At 73.1% G+C, this 19752-nt stretch carries 14 protein-coding genes; 3 read left to right on the forward strand and 11 right to left on the reverse strand.

What is annotated here, in order from left to right:
- Nucleotides 1–43: 43 nt before the first annotated feature.
- From BLQ67_RS05475 to eccD, 8 genes are all read right to left on the reverse strand, one after another.
- A complete protein-coding gene (locus BLQ67_RS05475) occupies nt 44–361 on the reverse strand; it encodes a WXG100 family type VII secretion target (RefSeq protein ID WP_092503179.1) in 318 nt (105 codons plus the stop codon).
- A complete protein-coding gene (locus BLQ67_RS05480; RefSeq protein ID WP_092503181.1) occupies nt 351–752 on the reverse strand; it encodes a YbaB/EbfC family nucleoid-associated protein in 402 nt (133 codons plus the stop codon). The genes BLQ67_RS05475 and BLQ67_RS05480 overlap by 11 nt, the downstream gene beginning before the upstream one ends.
- Entirely contained in the window at nt 752–3901 is a 3150-nt protein-coding gene (locus tag BLQ67_RS05485; protein ID WP_092503183.1) for a hypothetical protein, read from the reverse strand. Before BLQ67_RS05485 ends, BLQ67_RS05480 begins: the two co-directional genes overlap by 1 nt.
- Before the next feature lie 45 nt (nt 3902–3946).
- A complete protein-coding gene (locus BLQ67_RS05490) occupies nt 3947–4279 on the reverse strand; it encodes a hypothetical protein (RefSeq protein WP_092503185.1) in 333 nt (110 codons plus the stop codon).
- 63 nt (nt 4280–4342) lie between these two features.
- Nucleotides 4343–4627: a WXG100 family type VII secretion target gene (locus BLQ67_RS05495; RefSeq protein WP_092503187.1), complete on the reverse strand. Its 285-nt coding sequence runs from the start codon at nt 4625–4627 to the stop codon at nt 4343–4345.
- A 29-nt stretch (nt 4628–4656) separates the two neighbouring features.
- On the reverse strand, nt 4657–4950 hold the full coding sequence (locus tag BLQ67_RS05500) for a hypothetical protein (protein ID WP_092503189.1): 294 nt from the start codon (nt 4948–4950) through the stop codon (nt 4657–4659).
- Nucleotides 4951–5041: 91 nt separating this feature from the next.
- Nucleotides 5042–6313 (reverse strand): type VII secretion protein EccB, encoded by a 1272-nt coding sequence (eccB, locus tag BLQ67_RS05505; RefSeq protein WP_092503191.1) that lies wholly within the window; start codon nt 6311–6313, stop codon nt 5042–5044.
- Nucleotides 6314–6368: 55 nt separating this feature from the next.
- On the reverse strand, nt 6369–7826 hold the full coding sequence (gene eccD / locus BLQ67_RS05510) for a type VII secretion integral membrane protein EccD (RefSeq protein WP_092503193.1): 1458 nt from the start codon (nt 7824–7826) through the stop codon (nt 6369–6371).
- 130 nt (nt 7827–7956) lie between these two features.
- Here eccD and eccCa point away from each other — a divergent pair, with 130 nt between their 5' ends.
- Together eccCa and BLQ67_RS05520 are read left to right on the forward strand one after the other, a co-directional pair.
- Complete coding sequence (gene eccCa / locus BLQ67_RS05515) at nt 7957–11937, forward strand: type VII secretion protein EccCa (RefSeq protein WP_092503195.1); 3981 nt, start codon at nt 7957–7959, stop codon at nt 11935–11937.
- On the forward strand, nt 11934–13088 hold the full coding sequence (locus BLQ67_RS05520) for a S8 family serine peptidase (RefSeq protein WP_092503197.1): 1155 nt from the start codon (nt 11934–11936) through the stop codon (nt 13086–13088). Before eccCa ends, BLQ67_RS05520 begins: the two co-directional genes overlap by 4 nt.
- A gap of 214 nt (nt 13089–13302) precedes the next feature.
- On the opposite strand, the gene BLQ67_RS05525 is transcribed toward BLQ67_RS05520, so the two are convergent.
- Complete coding sequence (locus BLQ67_RS05525) at nt 13303–15786, reverse strand: ATP-dependent Clp protease ATP-binding subunit (protein WP_092503199.1); 2484 nt, start codon at nt 15784–15786, stop codon at nt 13303–13305.
- 154 nt (nt 15787–15940) lie between these two features.
- Between BLQ67_RS05525 and BLQ67_RS05530 the strand changes: the two genes are divergently transcribed.
- The gene (locus tag BLQ67_RS05530; protein WP_172802254.1) at nt 15941–17539 is read left to right on the forward strand and encodes a CPBP family intramembrane glutamic endopeptidase; all 1599 of its coding nucleotides are present in this window, start codon (nt 15941–15943) and stop codon (nt 17537–17539) included.
- A gap of 46 nt (nt 17540–17585) precedes the next feature.
- Here BLQ67_RS05530 and BLQ67_RS05535 read toward each other — a convergent pair whose 3' ends face one another.
- Both BLQ67_RS05535 and BLQ67_RS05540 read right to left on the reverse strand, forming a co-directional pair.
- Nucleotides 17586–17762, reverse strand: coding sequence for a hypothetical protein (locus tag BLQ67_RS05535; RefSeq protein WP_172802255.1), 177 nt, complete (start codon nt 17760–17762; stop codon nt 17586–17588).
- 235 nt (nt 17763–17997) lie between these two features.
- Complete coding sequence (locus BLQ67_RS05540) at nt 17998–19728, reverse strand: lysine--tRNA ligase (RefSeq protein ID WP_231945176.1); 1731 nt, start codon at nt 19726–19728, stop codon at nt 17998–18000.
- Nucleotides 19729–19752: the final 24 nt, after the last annotated feature.

A 19752-nucleotide genomic window follows, 5' to 3' on the forward strand; every position in this document is an offset into this window, starting at 1 on the left:
GCCCGAGCGGGCATCCCTCCGGGTCCGGCGGACCCGGGTCGCCCTACATCTGGTGCCGGCTCTCGCGCGTCGCGGTGTCGTCGGTCTGCGCGAACTCGCGCGCCACGGTCGCCGTGTCCTCGGCGATCTCCTCGACCGACGACGAGAGCGCGGTCATGAACTCCTTCGCCGCAGCGGCGGCCGGCACGTAGTTCTTGTCGTACGACTCCTTGAAGTCGCCGTCGCCTGCTGCCTGCGGATAGCGCGAGGCGAGCTGGTCGACCGTCGACGAGAGCCCGTGCACGCGGCTCTGCAGCGCGCGGAGCCGCTGCGCGCTCTGACGCAGGCGATCGGGGTCGGCGGCGAACGGCTCAACGCTCATGACGCACCTCCCCGAACTGCGCCACGAGGCCCTGCATCATCGCCGTCATCTCGTCGGCCGACGGCAGGCCGGCCATCGGGTCGAGGCCCTCGGGGCCGTCGCCGTCGGCGAGGAGCGCCTTCGCCTGCTCCTGCACGTCCTGCTGCGCCTGCGCCACGATGGCGACGATCTTCGAGCACAGCTCCTTGGGCGCGAGCTCGCGCCAGGACTGCCCCGTGATCTTGAGCTCGGTGAGCACGCCCTGGGCGTCGACCGTCGCGCTCAGCACGCGATCCTTCGACGTCGCGGTCGCCGTGAGCGCGTCGACCTCGGCCGCACGCTCGGCGAGGTCGGCGCGCGTCTGGCGCACCTCGGCCATCATCTGCTCGATGTCGTCTCCGGTGAGCTGCATCACGATGCTCCCTCCCGCTGCGCTGCCGCAGCCTGCTCCGTCGCGCCGGACTCGGCACGCCGCTTCGCCTCCGGTGCGCGGCCACCGGCCACGCCCGCAGGCACGTGGGCCGGCTGCACCGGCTCGCGCTCCTCGCCGAGCCCGATGACGCCGTTCCCGTCGGCGTTGGTCGTGCCCCAGATCGACTCGTCCTCCGCGAGCCAGGTGTTGCGCTCGCGGTCGCGATCCTTCGACCCCTGCGAACCCGGAGCCATGGGCATCATCGGCATGCCGCCGCCGCCCATGCCACCGCCGGCCATGCCGGCGTTCGAGCCTGCGCCATTGCCTGCGCCGTTGCCCGCGCCGCCGCCGGCACCGAAGGCGCCGTCGTCGCCGCCAGCGCCGCGCGCGCCGAACGCGTCGCTGCTGCCCGCGGCCTCCCCGCCGGGGGTGCCGAAGGATGCGCTGCCGCCGAGGCCGTCGCCCAGACCCGTCCCGGCCCCGCCGAGCGCGCTCGAGGGTAGGCCGCCGAGACCGCCGCCGGGCGAGAATCCGCCTCCGCCTCCGCCTCCGCCTCCGCCGGCGCCGGAACCCGAGCCGGACCCGGACCCGCCGAACGCGGCATCGCCGCCGCTGCCAGCACCGCCGCCAGCCGCGAAGTCGTCCCATGCGCCGGCGCCCGAGCCACCCCACTCGGAGCCCGCACCGTCACCGCTGCCGCCCGCGCCGAACCAGTCGTCGCCGCCCGCGCCGGAGCCACCCCACTCCGAGCCGGCACCGTCGCCGCCGACACCCGAGCCACCCCACTCCGAGCCGGCACCGTCGCCGCCGACACCCGAGCCACCCCAGTTCGAGCCCGCACCGTCGCCGCCCACGCCAGGGCCACCCCACTCCGAGCCGGCACCGTCGCCGCCGACACCCGAGCCACCCCAGTTCGAGCCCGCACCGTCGCCGCCCACGGCAGAGCCACCCCATTCGGAGCCAGCACCGTCGCCGCCGACACCGGAGCCGCCCCAGTTCGAGCCCGCACCGTCGCCGCCCACGCCAGAGCCACCCCATTCGGAGCCAGCGCCATCGCCACCCGCGCCAGAGCCGCTCCAGTCCGAGCCGGCGCCATCGCCACCGACGCCGGAGCCGCCCCACTGCGAGCTCCCACCGTCGTCCTGGCCGATGCCCCCGGAGCCGTCGGACCCCAGAGCGCCATCGCCGCCGAGGCCGCCATCGGGGGTCCACGCCGAGCCGTCGGGCATGACCGAGCCGCCACCGCCGGCGGTGGCCTCCTGGCCGCCGCCGTCGGTGCCGCCGCCACCGCCTGCGCTCGCGCCGCCGCCGTCCTCGTCAGGCGACGTCAGCTCGGAGAACACGTCGTTCGGGTCCGCGAGGTCGGGCATGTCGACGTCGCCGAACGCTCCCGAGCCGCCGTCCTCCTGGTCGGTCGAGCCGGAGCCGCCGTTCTGACCGCCCTGACCGCCGTTCTGGCCGCCGCGGGAGCCGCCGAAGCCGCCACCGCCTCCGCCGCCACCAGCGACGAAGCCCCCGCCGCCCCCGGCGCCGCCGCCGCCCGCGCCGTCCTCGGCCGACCACGAGCCCGCGCCGTCGCCGCCGAGCCCGTCGCTGCCGAGCCCGTCGCCGCCGCCGAAGTCGCCGCCACCGGCGCCGCCGCCACCGACGTCGCCGAACACGCCATCGCCGTTGCCGCTCACCCCGTCGCCGCCACCACCAGCGCCGCCACCGCCGAAGTCGCCAGCGCCACCGCCGCCAGCGCCACCGCCGCCGGCGCCGTCGCCACCGACGTCGCCGAACACGCCATCGCCATTGCCGCTCACGCCGTCGCCGCCACCGCCGGCACCGTCGCCACCACCGCCGATGCCGTCACCGCCGCCGATGTCGCCGCCGAGGCCGTCACCACCGCCGGGACCGTCGCCGAAGACGTCGTCGCCATCGCCACCGATGCCGTCGCCGCCGGGCCCGTCCCCGCCCGCGCCGTCGCCACCGACGCCGTCGCCGCCAGGCCCGTCGCCGAAGATGTCATCCCAGTCGATGTCGGGCGGGCCGTCGCCGCCCGCGCCGTCGCCGCCGATGCCGTCGCCGCCGTCGTAGTCGGCCGTCGTGTCCTCGGGCATCGCAGTCGGGTCCTGCATGTTCTTGAGCGCGCGCAGCGAGGTGCGCATCGTCGTCTCGAGGGTCTGCTGCGCCGTGAACACCTCGGCGGCCATCGTCGCGACCGCGTCGCGGACCAGCTGCGAGATCGCTCGGTTGATGGCGCCGTAGGTCGCCTCGCTCTGCAGGTTGCCGCCGACGCTCGTGAAGCCCTCGGGCGCGAGCCCGCCGCGATCCGCCCACGTGTAGGCGGCGTACACGCCCTTCGCGTGGTCGACCGTCATGCCGTTGCGGCCGCTCGCGCCGGCGCGCCACTTCTGGTCCTCGTCCTCGATGTACTGCACGATGTCCGCCATGACGGCGTTCTTGGCATTCCAGGCCAGGTTGCCCATCGTCGGCCCGTGCGTGTTCCACGTGTTGAGCACCGACGTCATGAAGGTGCGCACCGCCTCGGCGACGGTCTCGAGCCCGGCCGCGACGCCGCCGTCGTCGGTGAGCTGCCGGTGCATGGCCTCGAGCGACTTCTGCTGCGCGGTGAGCTGCGCCAGCAGGGCGGCCGCCGCGGATCCGCGGATCGACGAGTCGTCGGCGCCGAGCGCCGTCGCGAGCGCCGAGATCTGCTCGGCGTTCTGGCCCGTGACCGTCGTGAAGTTCGCGAACAGGGATGCCGCGGTGTCCGTGCGCCTGGCACTGAGGCCGGGCGCGTTGTCGTCGGCGATCGTCTGGACGTTGCGGCGCAGCGCCTGGAATGCATCCGAGAACTCGGGCTGCGGGCCAGGGTTGTCGATGAGCTCGAAGCTGCGGACGTCGTCCTCGTAGTGGTAGTACCCGTACCGCATGTTCGCCGACCATGCGTCGCGGCCGTCACCGCCTGCCGTGCCGGTGATCCATCCGCTCTTGGGATCCTGGTTCGTCTCCAGCACGGCCGCGAGGCCGCTGTCCGGCACGCCGGTCACGAGGCCGAGGAGCGCCTCGAGACCCATGTCGCCCGTCGCGGTCGACCCGGTCGACGAACCCCCTCCGCCCGAGGCTCCGTGGTCGCCCGAGCCGGTCGTCTCGTCGTCGGCCATGTCGTCTCCTCGTGCGCAGGGGGTTCGTGTTCGATGGGTGGGCCGTCAGGCCTGGGCGTCCGCGACGCTCAGGTCGTCGGTCTCCTCGAAGAGCTTCTCCGCCTTCTCCAGCTGGTCGCGGAAGTTCGGGAGCGTCTTGTCGGTGAAGGTGTCGGTGAACGTGCGCACCTGGCCTGCCAGGGCCGACACGTCGTTGCCGACCTGCACGGCGACCTCCCAGCGGGCCTCCGCGGGCTGCGCCCGCAGGTCCGAGCTGATCGCGTAGCCGTCGGTGCCGTAGAGGGCGTCGTCGTTCGTGCGCTCGACGTCCGTGACGAGCTGCTGCACCTTGCGGTACTGCTCACGGTCGAACGCGACTCTCGTGCCTTCGTCTGCCATGGGGTTCTCCTCTCTCGAGAGCGGCCGAGGGGTGCCCGCGAGGTCGCGGGCACCCCGTCGGGCTCAGCTGAAGACGGCTGCGCCTCGCACGTCGCCGTCGAAGAACTCCTCGCGCACGCGCACGGCGGCGTTCTTGATGTTGACGCCCGCCTGCTGCACCTCGGTGTACTCGGTGTTCCAGCGCTGCTGCAGCTCGCCCCACACGGGCAGCGAACGACCCCACTGGGCCTCGCCCATCGGACGGATGGTGTCGTAGATGTTCTGCAGGATCTGCTCCACCTCCTGGCACGACGCGTTGAGCGACTGGTTGGCGGTCTCGAACTGGACGAGGTCGACGTTGAAGGACATTGCGGTTCCTTTCGTGGAGGGGTCGGGGATCAGGCCGCCGCGGAGGCCGCGGTCGACTCGTCGGTGTTGGTGCGCTGCGTGAGGAGCGTCTGGACCTGGGTGTTGAGGACGTCCAGCTTGTTCTTGATGTCGCTGTACTCGCTCTGCCACTCGGTCAGGCGCTGGCGGAGCACCATGCCTGCCTGCGCCTCTGCAGCGGCGGCCATGGTCTGGGTCGCGTCCTCGACGCGGCCGCGGGCGGACTCCATCGCGGAGACCTGCTCCATCGTGCGGGTGATGATCTGTCGAAGCGTGTTCGCCTCGAAGCCGGTGAGCTGTGCCATTGCGTTCTCCTTGGTGTTGGTGTTCTCAGAGTCGTTCGATGGTCAAGGGGTCGGGGTCGGGGGTACGTGCGTCGAAGGGCGGTCTCCTCTCCTACGTCGCGATCGTGGGCCCCGTCGGCAGCAGCGCGAGCAGCGCTGCGGGCACGGCGGGGGAGCTGGTGGCGTCGAGCCCGAGGGCTCCCGCGGTCTCGGCGTCGGCGACGGGGTACTTCGTGCCGTCGTCGCCGACGAGGTAGAGGCCGGCGCCGCTGACGCCGGGGGCCGCGGCGGTCGCGACGAGCAGGCCGGAGCCGGGCGCGACGGCGACGACGCCTGCCGACTCGGCGAGCGCGGCGCCGTCGACGGTCGTGATGCTCGTCTCGCCGTCGGCCCACACCGAGCACGGGGCGAGGCCCGCTGCGATGGCCGTCGGCGGCGTCTCGGGCAGCTCGGACTGCCAGGCGGCCGGATCGGACACCGTCGTGGCGACGAGGTCGCGCGGCGTGATGGTGCGCGGCTCGGGGAGGCCCTGGTCGGGCACGGTCGTGAGCAGCGCCGCGACGGTCTCGGTGATCGGCATGAGGCCGTCCTGCGTGACGACGTAGCGGGCGCCGTCGTCGGTCTCGACGACCTGGCCGAGCGTCGTCGGCTCGCCGGCGATCGCGGGGCCCTCGCCGCCGAGCGTGAGCGCCGACAGGTCGAGGTCGCGGCCGCTGGGGATGGTGTCGAGCCATGCGGCGTCGACCGACAGTGCAGCGTTGGGCTCGAAGCCGATCGCGCGTGCCGCCCACGGGCCGCCGAGCTGCGAGCGCACGCCCTGCCAGACGAGCGACAGCTCGCCGTCGGCGGTCACGAGCACGGCCTCGTCGGCGGCGATGGGCTCGCCGTTCTCGACGGCGCCGATCGCCAGGGTCGTGCCCTCGACGGCCGCGCACGCGGCCCACTCGGGCGACGTCTGCTGCGCACCGGGCAGCTCGTCGGGCAGGCCCGGCGCACCCAGGGCCTCGCCGCGCGGCACCGATGCGAGGTCGTCGCTCGACACCTGGATGACGGCGGGCGGCGCGCCGGCGAGCAGCGCGGCCGACGCGAGGTTCATGACGGGGTGCAGCGTGCCGTCGATGAGCATGTAGCGGCTGCCGGTCGACTCGTCGACGAGCAGCGCGCCGGGCTGCTCGCGCCAGCTGTCGTTCGTGGTGAACAGGAAGATGTTCAGCACCACCACGACGACGAGCGCGGCGGCGGCGACGGCCACGCCGATGCCCATGCCGGTCGACGTGCGACGCAGCGGACGGTCGGGGGCGTCGGGGTCGGAGCGCAGCACGGCGGCCGAGAGGCGCCCGCGCAGGAAGAGGTGCGCATCCACGAGATCACGTCTGCCGTACATGCTCAACCCTCCTTCCTGCCTTCGCTTCGACCACGACCGGACGGCCGCGGATGGTTCACACGAGGTCGGCGACCCACGCGTAGAGGCCGACGACCGCGAGCGCGAGCGCGGGCACGGCGATGGCGCAGAGCCAGTGCATGACGTCGCCCGCCCGGCCCCACGTGGGCGCGAGGCGCTTGCGGGGCAGCAGCAGCGCCGCGACGCACGCGTTGGCGGCGACGACCACGAGGCCGCCGGCGATGAGGATCTGCCACAGCGTGTCGAGGCGCGTCGCCTGCGCGACGGCGAGCACGACGATCGGCATGGCCGCCGCGACGAGCACGGCACCGCGCTGCAACGTCGCGTGCAGCTCGCGCGCCTGCAGCAGCACGCCGAGGCTCGCGGCGACCGAGAGCGCGATGCCCGACCAGTGCGTGTCGAGGGCGAGCACGCACATCGCGGCGCACAGCACGGTCGCCCACGCCATCCACAGCGCGGTCGCCATCGCCTGCGCGATCGTGGCCTTGCGCTCGACCTCGCCGGCGGGCACGGCGTCGAGCCCCGTCTGGAACTCCTTCGTCGACAGCGGCACGGGGTCGACCGCGAGACCGCCCACCCAGGCGGCGAGGCCAGGGATGCCGCGGGCGACCGCGAGGGCGATGAGCACGACGATCGCGGCGCCGGCGACGAGCTCGAGCCGCAGCACGAGGGGCGCGGCGAGGCCGATGACGACGATGATCGACGCGCCCGCGACGGCGAGCAGGGCGGGGCGGATGCCGCCGCGCGCGTAGGCCGCGGCACCGGAGGCGACGCCGGTGGCGGCTGCGGCGACGGCGACGGCTGCGACCGCGGGCGTGCCTGCGTCGGGGAAGAGCGCGGCGGGCAACCCTGCGCCGGCGACGGCGGCGCCGACGACGCCGCTGCCGATGAGCAGCGAGCCGATCGCGTCGTCCCAGAGCCTGCCGACGAGCGAGCCTGCAGCGAGCAGCACGAGCGCGAGCGAGCCGACGACGATCGGCGCGACCGCGCCCGTCGAGGCTGCCGCCGCGACGGCCGCGAGGCATGCGATGGCGCCGGCGGCGAGGGCCGCGCGGCGCGTCCACGTCGCATCCCACGCATCCTCGCGCGCGTCCAGCACCGACTGCACGCCGTCGACGAGGTCGTCGTACTGGGCTTGCGCGAGCGCGCCGGTGCGCGGCCGCAGGTAGAGCACGTCGCCGTCGAGCAGACCGGCGGCGGCGGTGCCGAGGTCCTCGTCGAGGGGCGGATGCCCGAGCCGCTGCAGCACCCAGCCGCCGTGGTCGAGGCCGCGCGTCGCGAGCATGGGGTCGAGGTGGCCGACGATCGTCGGCAGCAGCTCGGCGATGGGGATGTGCGACGGCACGGCCAGCTCGACGCGCGACGTGGGCCCCACGACGCTCAGTCGGCACATGTCGCCGGCGCCGGCCGCAGCCGTGACGGCAGCCTCCGCGGACTGCGCCCGGCCGAGGGCCGGGGTCGAGCTGCTCTCCATGCGCTGTTCGAGCGTCGTCATGCTGTGCACACGCCTCTGCGCTCACCGACGGTTCATCGCATCCGCCGATCCATCGATCCGCTGCGTCGGTGAACCGCAGGAGGGGGTGCCGCGCGTGCTCACGGTGACGCATCCATCGAGGAGACCCGAGATGAGCACCATCCCCTTCCGCAGGCAGCAGCGGGCGAAGCCGCCCGAGATGCCCTCCGGCGACATCGAGCTGCAGGAGCCGCCCTCGCTGCCCGAGCTGCAGCCGAAGGACCCGCTGATGATGCTCATGATGGTGCCGATGATGCTCATCAGCGGCGTCATGATGCTCGTCTTCCTCGGCCAGCGGAACCCGGCGCTCGCCGTCGGCCTCTTCCTCGGCATGCTCGGCCTCGCCGTGCTCATGGTGCTCGTGCAGCTCACGCGCGCCGCCGCCGAGCGCCGCAACACCGTGCGCGGCGACCGCCGCGACTTCATGCGCTACCTCGCGCAGATGCGCGCCAAGGTGCGCGGCGCCGCGGCGCAGCAGCGCTCGTCGCTCACGTGGCGGCACCCCGACCCGGCGTCGCTGTCGAACCTCGCCATGACGGCGCGCCTCTGGGAGCGCCGCGGCAGCCACGGCGACTTCGGCGAGGTGCGCATCGGCACGGGCTCGCACAGCCTCAGCCAGCGCATCACGCCGCTCTCGACGAAGCCGATCGCCGACCTCGAGCCGCTCTCCGCTCGCGCGCTGCGTCGCTTCATCGCCGTGCACGGCTCCGTGCCGCAGCTGCCCGTCTCGCTCTTCCTGCGTCGCCTCGCCGACATCCGCCTCATGGGCGACGACGACGCCGCGCGAGCCATGGTGCGCGCCATGGTCGCGCAGGCCGTCACGGCCCACGCACCCGACGAGCTGCGCATCGCCGTGTGCACGACGACCGAGCGCGCCGACGACTGGGACTGGGTGAAGTGGCTGCCGCACGCGCAGCACCCCAGCAGCCAGGACGGCGCAGGCTCGACGCGCCTGTTCGACGTCGACGTCGCCGACTTCACCGAGCTGCTCGACGGCGACCTCAACGGCCGCTCGCGGTTCGAGCCCGGCGCCGCCCCCACGGCCGACGAGCCGTACCACCTCGTGATCTTCGACGGCGTCGCGCCGCCGCCCGGCTCGCGCATCGCCTCCGCCGGCTACCGCTGCACCACCACGCTCACGCTCGGCGTCGAGGTCGACGAGACCGACACGTCGGGCCTGCTGCTCGACGTGCAGCCCGACGTCGTGCACATGCTGCGCACCGACCGCACCGAGGGCGTGCAGCGCACCGTGCTGTGCACGCCCGACGCGCTGAGCCTCGCAGCGGCGACGGCGCTCGTGCGCGTCATCGCGCCCTACCGCACCGGTGGCCGGTCGGCGGATGCGAGCGAGCCGATGGTCTCGGACTTCGAGCTGCCGACGCTGCTCGGCATCGACGACGTCGACCGCTGGAGCCCGCAGGGCTTCATGCGCGAGCAGCTCGACCGCTCGCGCCTGCGCATCCCCCTCGGCGTCGACGAGCGCGGCCACCCCGTCGACCTCGACATCAAGGAGGCCGCGCAGGGCGGCATGGGCCCGCACGGCCTGCTCATCGGCGCCACGGGATCCGGCAAGTCCGAGCTGCTGCGCACGCTCGTGCTCGGCATGGCGATGACGCACTCGTCGGAGACGCTGAACTTCGTGCTCGTCGACTTCAAGGGCGGCGCGACCTTCCTCGGCCTCGACGAGCTGCCGCACGTGTCGGCGCTCATCACGAACCTCGCCGACGAGGCGACGCTCGTGACCCGCATGCAGGATGCGCTCGCCGGCGAGCTCAACCGCCGCCAGGAGTACCTGCGCGCGGCCGGCAACTACTCGTCGCTGCTCGAGCACGAGAAGGCGCGCCTCGCCGGCGCGCCGCTCGAGGCGATGCCGACGCTCTTCGTGATCGTCGACGAGTTCAGCGAGCTGCTCGCATCCAACCCCGACTTCGCAGAGCTCTTCGTCATGATCGGCCGCCTCGGCCGCTCGCTCGGCGTGCACCTGCTGCTCGCGAGCCAGCGCCTCGAGGACGGCCGCATGACGAAGCTCGAGAGCCACCTCTCGTACCGCATCGGCCTGCGCACGTTCTCGGCGATGGAGAGCCGCAGCGTCATCGGCGTGCCCGACGCGCACCAGCTGCCGAACGCGCCGGGCAACGGCTTCCTGCGCAGCGACGTCGCCACGCTCACCCGCTTCAAGGCCGCGTACGTCTCGGGCACGTACCGACGCCGCACGCGCGAGCAGCGGCAGGAGGAGGTGCGCCAGCAGGTCGTCGTGTTCCGCGCCGAGCGCGTCGCACCGCCCGCGATCGACGAGTCGCTGCAGCCCGCGCTCGAGGATGCGGTGGTGGCGCCCGCGCCCGCCGCGGCCGAGTCGCCCGACGAGACCGTCATGGGCATGATCGTCGACCGCCTCGTCGGCTTCGGCCCGCCCGCGCACCAGGTGTGGCTGCCGCCGCTCGCCGACCCGCCCACGCTCGACCAGCTGCTCCCGCCGCTGCTGCCCGACCCCGACCGCGGCCTGCACGCGATCGGCTGGACCGGATCCGGCCACCTCGCCGTGCCGATCGGCGTCGTCGACAAGCCGTACGAGCAGACGCGCGAGCTGTACGAGATCGACCTCGCCGGCGCGGGCGGCAACGTCGGCGTCGCCGGCGGTCCGCAGTCGGGCAAGACGACGATGCTGCGCACGATGGTCAGCGCGCTCGCGCTCACGCACACGCCCGCCGAGGTGCAGGTCTACTGCATCGACTTCGGTGGCGGTGGCCTCTCGACGCTCGAGTCGCTGCCGCACGTCGGCAGCGTCGCCACCCGCCGTCAGGGCGAGCAGGTGGCGCGCACGATCGCCGAGGTCAGCACGCTGCTGCGCGACCGCGAGCAGTTCTTCACCGACGCATCGCTCGAGGGCATGGCCGAGTACCGTCAGCGCCGCGCGGCGGGCGAGTTCGCCGAGCAGCAGTTCGGCGACGTCTTCCTCGTGGTCGACGGATGGGCTGCGCTGCGCGCCGAGTTCGAGCAGCACGACATGGCGCTGCGCGAGATCGCACGCCAGGGCCTCGCGTACGGCGTGCACGTCATGATCTCCACGAACCGGTGGACCGACGTGCACAGCTCGCTGCGCGACCAGCTCGGCACGCGCGTCGAGCTGAAGCTCGGCGACCCGATCGACTCGGTGCACGGCATGCGCAAGGCCGCGACCGTGCCGCAGCTGCCCGGCCGCGGCATCAACGCCGACGGCATGCACTTCCTCGCCGGCGTGCCGCGCATCGACGGCGCGACGACCGTCGACGGCCTCGCCGCCGCATCCCGCGACCTCGGCGACGCCGTGCGCGAGGCGTGGAGCGGCGTCGTCGCTCCCGAGGTGCGCATGCTGCCCGCCGTGCTCGACGCGGCGCTGCTGCCCGCGCCGACGGCGCCCGGACCGCGCATCGCGCTCGGCCACGGCGAGCAGGACCTCGAGCCCGTGTGGCACGACTTCGCCGCCAAGCCGCACCTCAGCATCGTCGGCGACTCCGCGAGCGGCAAGACGGGCGCGATGCGCCTCATCGCGAGCGGCGTCGTCGACGCGTACTCGGCGGAGGACGCCCGCGTGACGATCATCGACCCGCGCCGCGGCGTCGTGGAGTCGGTGCCCGAGGAGTACCAGTTCGCCACGGCGTTCTCGACGTCGGCGACCGAGCAGGTCGTCGCGAAGCTCGTGGCGGAGCTGCGCGAGCGCGTGCCGAGCGCCGACGTCACGCCCGCGCAGCTGCGCCGCCGCGACTGGTGGAGCGGCCCCGAGCACTTCGTGTTCGTCGACGACTACGACCTCATGCTCGGCACCATGGGCGGGCCGCTCACGCCGCTCGTCGAGCTCATCCCGCAGGCGGGCGACATCGGCCTGCACCTCATCCTCGCCCGCGCGGGCGCCGGATCGAGCCGTACGGCGATGGATGCGGTCATCCGCCGCCTGCACGAGTCGAACACGCCGGAGCTCACGCTGTCGCTGCCCGCATCCGAGCCGCTCACGTTCACGCCCGGTCGCGGCAAGCCGCTGCCTCCCGGCCGTGCGGCGCTGCTCACGCGTCGCGGCGGCGAGGGACTGCAGATCGGCTGGACGGAGCCCGTGGCATGAGGCGCGCAGGGCTCGTCGCGGCTGCGTCGACGCTCGCGGTCGTCGCGAGCGTGCTGCTGCCCGCCGCGACAGCGACGCCCGCCGTCGCGTCGTGCGCGGCGACGTCAGGGTCGCCGGTCATCGAGACGGCGTCGTGGGGCCAGCAGCGGATGGGCGCAGAGCGCGCGTGGCCGCGCACGACGGGCGACGTCGTCGTCGCCGTCGTCGACTCCGGCGTGAGCGCGGCCTCGGCGTCGCTGCAGGGGTCGGTGCTGCCCGGCACCGACCTCGCGGGCGGCACGGGCGACGTCGACTGCTACGGCCGCGGCACGTTCGTGGCGTCGCTCATCGCGGGTCGGCAGGTCGACGGCACCGAGTTCGCCGGCGTCGCGCCCGGCGCGACGATCCTGCCGGTACGCGTCACGAGCGACCCCGACTCCCTCTACCTCTCGAACGACCTGCCCGGACTGCTCGCGCAGGGCATCACGGCCGCCGTGCAGGGCGGCGCACGCGTCATCGCGATGCCGCTCACGTCGGCCGCGAGCTCTGCGGAGCTCGAGCAGGCCGTGCAGGCGGCGGTCGCGGCCGACGTGCTCGTCGTCGCCGCCGCCAACGCCCCCACGACCGACGCGCTCGCGTTCCCCGCGAGCATCGACGGCGTGCTGTCGGTCGCACCGCTCGACGAGGAGGGCGGCGCCGACCCCTCGCAGCTGGGCGCCGTGCCCGATCTGGCTGCGCCGTCCGGTGGGCTCGTCGGCGCGGTGCCGGATGGCGCGGGCCACGTGACGGGCGACGAGGCCGACCTCGCGGTCGCCTACGCCGCCGGCGCCGCTGCGCTCGTGCGCGCCGAGCAGCCGAGCCTCACGGCCGCCGAGGTCGCCGAGCGGCTCATGGCCACGGCCGACGCGCCGACGGCGCCGCTCGCCGAGGGCATGACGAGCGACCCGTCGATCGGCCACGGCGTCGTCGACCCGGTCGCCGCCGTCTCGCGCCTCGACCCCGAGTCGGTCGTCGTCGCGTCGGGCGAGACGCCCGTGCTCGACATGCCCGCCGAGCCCGACGAGCGCCCGTCGGACCTCGCGCTGCTCATCGGCATCGGCCTGCTCGCCGTCGCCGCCGCGGTGCTGGGCCCGGTCGTCGGCATCGTCTCGGTGCGCCGGAAGTCCCAATGACCGTTCCTTGAGATGCGAGCGAAGCGAGCCTCGAAGGGATCCCGACCGAGGTCATCGGCAGGGATCCCTTCGAGGCTCGACCTTCGGGCTCGCACCTCAGGGAGCGGTGGGAACGACCCCTGGAGGCGGGGCGGCGCTCCTCGACCAGCTGGCGGAAACGCCAACGCCCCCGCATCCATCGGATGCGGGGGCGTCGTGCGTGCGAGGGAGCGCGTCAGCTCGCGGTGGCCTCCACGGCCTCCGCAGCGCCGCGCTTGTCCTCGACCGAGAACGTGAACGCGCCGTCGACGAAGTCGACCAGCACGTGCGCGCCCGCGGTGAGCTCGCCGTGCAGGATCTTCTCGCTCAGCACGTCCTCGACCTCGTGCTGCACCGCGCGCCGCAGCGGGCGGGCGCCGAGCGCCGGGTCGTAGCCGAGGTGGATGAGTCGCTCCTTGGCCGCCGTCGCCAGCTCGATCGTCATGTCGCGGTCGAGCATGCGGTCGGCGAGACGCTTCACGAAGAGGTCGACGATCTGCAGCAGCTCCTGCGGCGTCAGCTGCGGGAACACGATCGTCTCGTCGACGCGGTTGAGGAACTCGGGGCGGAAGGACTTCTTCAGCTCCTCGTTGACCTTCGCCCGCATGCGGTCGTAGTCGTTGGCGGTGTCGCCCTCGAGCACGAAGCCCACGGGGCCGCCGGCGATGTCCTTCGTGCCGAGGTTCGTCGTCATGATGATGATCGTGTTCTTGAAGTCGACGACGCGACCCTGACCATCGGTGAGACGACCCTCCTCGAGGATCTGCAGCAGCGAGTTGAAGATGTCGGCGTGCGCCTTCTCGATCTCGTCGAACAGCACGACGGAGAACGGCTTGCGGCGCACCTTCTCGGTGAGCTGGCCGCCCTCGTCGTAGCCGACGAATCCGGGAGGGGCACCGAAGAGGCGCGAGACGGTGTGCTTCTCGCTGTACTCCGACATGTCGAGCGAGATGAGGGCGTCCTCGTCGTCGAACAGGAACTCGGCGAGCGCCTTGGCGAGCTCGGTCTTGCCGACGCCCGTGGGGCCGGCGAAGATGAACGATCCGCCCGGGCGGCGCGGGTCCTTGAGGCCGGCGCGCTGGCGTCGGATCGACTTCGCGAGCACCCCGATGGCCTCGTCCTGGCCGATGACGCGCTCGTGCAGCGCCTTCTCCATGAACACGAGGCGAGCGGACTCCTCCTCGGTGAGCTTGAAGACGGGGATGCCGGTCGCGTTCGCCAGCACCTCGGCGATGATGCCCTCGTCGAGCGTGCCCGTGGGGCCGCCGTCGCCCGAGCGCCACTGCTTCTCGAGGCGCAGGCGCTCGCCGAGGAGGTTCTTCTCCTCGTCGCGCAGGCGTGCGGCACCCTCGAAGTCCTGGTCCTCGATGGCGCGCTCCTTGCGCATGCGCACGTCGGCGATCTTCTCGTCGAACTCGCGCAGCTCCGGCGGGGCCGACAGGATCGACAGGCGCAGGCGGGCGCCGCCCTCGTCGATCAGGTCGATGGCCTTGTCGGGCAGGAAGCGGTCCTGCACGTAGCGGTCGGCGAGGTTCGCCGCCGCCACGAGGGCGCCGTCGGTGATCGTGACCTTGTGGTGCGACTCGTAGCGGTCGCGCAGGCCCTTGAGGATGTTGATCGTGTGCGCGACCGACGGCTCGTTGACCTGGATCGGCTGGAAGCGGCGCTCGAGCGCGGCATCCTTCTCGAAGTGCTTGCGGTACTCGTCGAGCGTCGTCGCGCCGATCGTCTGCAGCTCGCCTCGAGCCAGCAGCGGCTTGAGGATGTTGGCGGCGTCGATCGCGCCCTCGGCAGCGCCGGCGCCGACGAGCGTGTGGATCTCGTCGATGAAGGTGATGATGTCGCCGCGCGTGCGGATCTCCTTCGTCACCTTCTTGAGGCGCTCCTCGAAGTCGCCGCGGTAGCGGCTGCCTGCGATGAGCGAGCCGAGGTCGAGCGTGTAGACCTGCTTCTCCTTGAGCGTCTCGGGCACCTCGCCCTTGACGATCGCCTGCGCGAGGCCCTCGACGACGGCGGTCTTGCCGACGCCGGGCTCGCCGATCAGCACGGGGTTGTTCTTCGAGCGACGCGAGAGGATCTGCATGACCCGCTCGATCTCCTTCTCGCGCCCGATGACGGGGTCGAGCCGGCCCTCGCGTGCGGCCGCCGTCAGGTTGCGGCCGAACTGGTCGAGGATCTGCGACCCCTTCTGCTCGCCGCCCTGCTGCTGCGACTCGCCACCGACGGTGGTCGACTCGCGCGACTGCGTGCCCGAGAGCAGCTGGTTCACGGTCTGGCGCACGCGGTTGAGGTCGGCGCCCAACTTGACGAGCACCTGCGCGGCGACGCCCTCGCCCTCGCGGATGAGGCCGAGCAGCACGTGCTCGGTGCCGATGTAGTTGTGGCCGAGCTGCAGCGCCTCGCGCAGCGACAGCTCGAGCACCTTCTTCGCACGCGGCGTGAAGGGGATGTGCCCGCTCGACTGCTGCGCACCGGTGCCGATGATGTCCTGCACCTGCTCGCGCACGGCGTCGAGCGAGATCCCGAGCTGCTCGAGGGCCTTCGCGGCGATGCCCTCTCCCTCGTGGATGAGGCCGAGCAGGATGTGCTCGGTGCCGATGTAGTTGTGGTTGAGCATCTTCGCCTCTTCTTGGGCGAGGACGACCACACGGCGGGCGCGATCGGTGAACCGTTCGAACATCGCATGCCTCCTGACGTTGGATTCGAGGCTAGACCGAACGCGGGCGTCGCGGAGGCCTGTTCGCTGTCGGCATCGCGCACGGCGTCGCCGCCGGGCCGTCGACGCACAGGTGCGACCGATGCGGGCTGGATACCCTGCCACGCGAGGAGGTCCCGTGAGCCTGGACGACCCGAGTCGAGCCGGCGCGCCGACGCCGCTCGGCCGCCCGCAGCAGCCCGCCGACCCGACCGCAGCGGTCGAGAACCCGGCGACGACCGCCGATCGCGCGCCCGATCGCGTCGTGCCGTCGGGCTTCAGCCGCGGCGAGGATGCGATCTACCAGGCGCAGTGGGGCTCGCAGCAGGCGTGGCAGCCGCCCGTCGCCGCAGCCGCGCCGCCCGCGTGGCAGCAGCCGGCTCCGCCGCCGTCGCGCGCTCGCGTGCCCGCGGCGCTGCCGCTCGAGGGCCAGGTCTACGCGCAGGCGCTGCGCCCGCTCCCCCGCCGCGTCGGTCGCTGGTTCCTCGCGTGGGCGATCGCGATCGGCTTCTTCGCGCTCGGCCAGGTCGTCGCGCTCGCGCTCATGATGCCGAGCATCCTCGCGCTCTTCGACGACCCGCTCGCCGCCGCGAACGATCCGGCGTTCGTCATGGACGCCGTCATGGGCTCGCCCATGGCGTTCCTCGGCATCAACCTGTCGTGGGCGGCGATGATCCCGGGCGCCGTCGTGGCGCTCGCGGCGTACGGCGACAAGGCCATGGGCTTCGCGTTCTCGGTCGCCGGCCGTTGGCGCTGGGGCGCCGTGGGTCGCACGGCGCTCGTCGTCGCGCCGATCTTCGCCGCGTACGTGGGGCTGACGTTCCTCATCGACCCGTCGATCGAGTGGCGCTTCCAGCCCGACTGGCTGCTCGTCGCGATCGTGCTGCTCACGACGCCGCTGCAGTCGTCGGGCGAGGAGTTCGCCTTCCGCGGCATCGTCACGCAGCAGCTGGGCTCGTGGATGCGCAACCCGTGGGTGTCGTCGCTCGTGACGGGCGGCGCGATCGGGCTCGTGTTCGGCCTCGCGCACATCGGCTACCCGCCGCTCGCGATCCTGCAGGTGTCGCTCGTCGGCTTCACCTGCGCCATGCTCACGTTCCGCACCGGCGGCCTCGAGGCCGCGTGCGTCGTGCACACGGCGAACAACGTCTTCATCATGCTGCCGCTCGCGCTCATGGGCGTCTCGCCGTTCTCGACGTCGACGGGCGAGGAGGGACCGTTCTGGATCCAGCTCGTCGCGTTCGCCGCGTGCCTCGCAGCGCTCGGCCTGTCGTACGTCGCGGTGCACCTCATGTCGAAGCGCTGGCAGCGCCGCACCGAGGGTGCGCCCGGCGCCGAGCTGCTGCTGCTCCCGAAGCCGCAGCCGATGCTCGTCGCGCCGGCGATGGCGGGCGCGCCCGCGTACGCGGCGCCCGGGTACGGCGCTCCCGGCTACGGGATGCCGCAGCAGGCACCCGGGTACGCAGCGCCCGGATACGGGATGCCGCAGCAGGCCTGGCAGCAGCCCGCGCCGCAGCAGTGGGCGCCGCAGGCGACGCCGCAGCAGCCATGGGCGCAGCAGCCCGCGGCTCAGCCATGGGCGCAGCCCACGGCACCGCAGCAGGCTTGGCAGGCTGCGCCGGCTCCGGCACCGCATCCCGCCCCCGAGCAGCCCGGATGGGGTGCGCCGGTCGAGGCGACGCCGCAGGAGCCGCCCGCCGAGACGCCGCCGCCCGAGCAGCCTCGCGACGACCGCTGACGCACGAACGCCCGCACCTCACGGTGCGGGCGTCGTCGTCCAGGCGTCAGGCCTTCGGCGGCAAGCCGGCCTTCTCGCGCTCCTCGGCCTCGATCCGGTCGTAGACGCGGCGGGCCGTGCGGTCGGCGCGGAAGATCGAGCGCAGCACGAACCAGAAGACGACGCAGATCACGATGGTCGGGATCAGCGAGAAGATCGCGTTCCCCCAGAAGTCCTGCGGCATGGGTCCATGGTACCGCGCGGCGTGCGACCGGTCCCCGACCAGCTGGTCGAGGAGGCCCCGAGCGCAGCGAGGAGCCGTCACGAGGCCTCGCGACGTGCCCACCCGACGCGACCAGGAGCGCGGTCGAGCAGGAGCTGCGGTCGCGTGGTCTCGTGACGCGTGCTCGCCTGGCGGCTCGCGCGCTCCTCGACCAGCTGGTGAGGAGTCGACGCCTGATGGGACGGGGCCGAGACCGCTACGCCCCCAGCAGCGCCCGCAGGCGCTCCTCGCCGATCGCGAGCAGCAGCGTGGGCAGGCGCGGGCCGGCGTCGCGGTCGACGAGCAGGCGGTAGAGCAGCGTGAAGAACGCGCGCTGCTCGGCGGCGATCTCCTTGTCGCCCTTGACGATGGCCGTCGGCTCGAGGCCGCGCTGCACCTTCACGACGCCGTAGACCTGGTTCGTGAGGCCGTCGATCGACCACGCGTCGCCGATGGCGGGCAGGCCGCCGCCGCCGTCGAGCAGCAGGCCGATCGCCGCACGCTGGCCGGGCTCGAGCGCGTCGAGCGTGTCGGCATCCGGCGCCGCGCGCACGACGGTGCGCTCGTCGGCGGGCATCTGCGTGGCGACCCACGTCTCGACGCGGCCGAGGCGCGGCTGCAGCGTGCCGAGGTCGCCGATCGTCGCATCCACCTGGCGCACGAGGCGCACGAGCTGCTCGGAGTCGCCCGTCGACAGGTCGACGAGCGATGCGAGGGTGCGGAAGGCGACGCGGTGCGGCGTCGACTCGAGCGTCTCGTCGGCCGTGCCGATCGCGCGAGCGTGCGCGGCGATCTCCGCCGCGCCGGCGGTGCCGGCGTCGAGCTTGCGGCCGAGCGCATCCCACTCGTCGTACAGGCGCTGCAGCTCCGAGCCGAAGGCGACGTCGAACGACTGGTTCATGCGGCGGCGCGCGTACTGCCAGCGCAGCACGGGGCCCTCCATGACCTGCAGGGCGTCGATGGGCGCGGGGGCGCCGCCGCGCGACGACGACATCTTCGCGGCGCCACCGAAGCCGACGAACGCGTACATGGGGCCGTAGGGGCGCTCCCAGCCGAACAGCGGCGCGAGCTCGAGGCCGACCTGGAACGACGAGCCGGGCGACTGGTGGTCGACGCCCGAGGGTTCGAACACGACGCGCTCGTACGCCCAGCGCATGGGCCAGTCGACCTTCCACACGAGCTTGCCCGAGCGGTGCTCGCGCAGCAGCACCGTCTCGACGTGGCCGCACTGGCACGTGTACGACAGCTCGGTCGAGTCGTCGTCGTAGGCCGTGATCGTGGTGAGGTCGGTGCCGCACGCCGTGCAGTACGGCTTGTACGGGTAGTACTCGGCGCCGCCCGAGCCGTCGTCCTCCGACGCGGCGCCCGAGCCGGCGTCGAGCGCCTTCTGCAGCTCCTCGTCCTCGTCCTTCGCTGCGGGCAGTGTGCGGAACTGCGCGAGGATCGCGTCGATCTCGCGGCGCTTGCGCATGGCGTCGAGGATCTGCTCGGTGTACGCGCCCGACGTGTACTGCTCGGTCTGCGAGATGCCGCGGTAGCGGATGCCGAGGGCTGCGAAGCCCTCCTCGGCCTGCGTGCGGAAGTGCGCGGCCCACGAGTCGTGCGGCGATCCGGGAGGGGCGGGCACCGACGTGAGCGGCTTGCCGATGTGCTGCGCCCACGACTCGTCGACGCCCTCGATGCCGGCGGGCACCTTGCGGAAGCGGTCGTAGTCGTCCCACGAGATGATGTGCTCGACCTCGAGGCCGCGGCGGCGGATCTCGTCGCCCACGAGGTGCGGGCTCATGACCTCGCGGAAGTTGCCGAGGTGGATGACGCCCGAGGGCGACAGGCCCGAGGCGACGATGGGCGTCGTGCCGAGGCGCGCGGCCTTCTCGATGACCTCGTCTGCGAGCCGCGAGACCCAGTCGTCGCGGACGTCGGCTGCGTTCGGGGTGGGCTCGCTCACGGACATCGATCCTACGGCGACGGG

The organism is Agrococcus jejuensis, assembly GCF_900099705.1.
Taxonomy (GTDB): Bacteria; Actinomycetota; Actinomycetes; order Actinomycetales; family Microbacteriaceae; genus Agrococcus; species Agrococcus jejuensis.

Excerpts from the sequence above, each read along its gene's own strand:
- BLQ67_RS05475 (WP_092503179.1), bottom strand. The coding sequence starts at position 361 with ATGAGCGTTGAGCCGTTCGCCGCCGACCCCGATCGCCTGCGTCAGAGC.
- BLQ67_RS05535 (WP_172802255.1), bottom strand. The coding sequence starts at position 17,762 with ATGCCGCAGGACTTCTGGGGGAACGCGATCTTCTCGCTGATCCCGACC.
- BLQ67_RS05490 (WP_092503185.1), bottom strand. The coding sequence starts at position 4,279 with ATGGCAGACGAAGGCACGAGAGTCGCGTTCGACCGTGAGCAGTACCGC.
- BLQ67_RS05500 (WP_092503189.1), bottom strand. The coding sequence starts at position 4,950 with ATGGCACAGCTCACCGGCTTCGAGGCGAACACGCTTCGACAGATCATC.
- BLQ67_RS05485 (WP_092503183.1), bottom strand. The coding sequence starts at position 3,901 with ATGGCCGACGACGAGACGACCGGCTCGGGCGACCACGGAGCCTCGGGC.
- eccB (WP_092503191.1), bottom strand. The coding sequence starts at position 6,313 with ATGTACGGCAGACGTGATCTCGTGGATGCGCACCTCTTCCTGCGCGGG.
- eccD (WP_092503193.1), bottom strand. The coding sequence starts at position 7,826 with ATGACGACGCTCGAACAGCGCATGGAGAGCAGCTCGACCCCGGCCCTC.
- BLQ67_RS05520 (WP_092503197.1), top strand. The coding sequence starts at position 11,934 with ATGAGGCGCGCAGGGCTCGTCGCGGCTGCGTCGACGCTCGCGGTCGTC.
- BLQ67_RS05525 (WP_092503199.1), bottom strand. The coding sequence starts at position 15,786 with ATGTTCGAACGGTTCACCGATCGCGCCCGCCGTGTGGTCGTCCTCGCC.
- BLQ67_RS05495 (WP_092503187.1), bottom strand. The coding sequence starts at position 4,627 with ATGTCCTTCAACGTCGACCTCGTCCAGTTCGAGACCGCCAACCAGTCG.
- BLQ67_RS05480 (WP_092503181.1), bottom strand. The coding sequence starts at position 752 with ATGCAGCTCACCGGAGACGACATCGAGCAGATGATGGCCGAGGTGCGC.
- eccCa (WP_092503195.1), top strand. The coding sequence starts at position 7,957 with ATGAGCACCATCCCCTTCCGCAGGCAGCAGCGGGCGAAGCCGCCCGAG.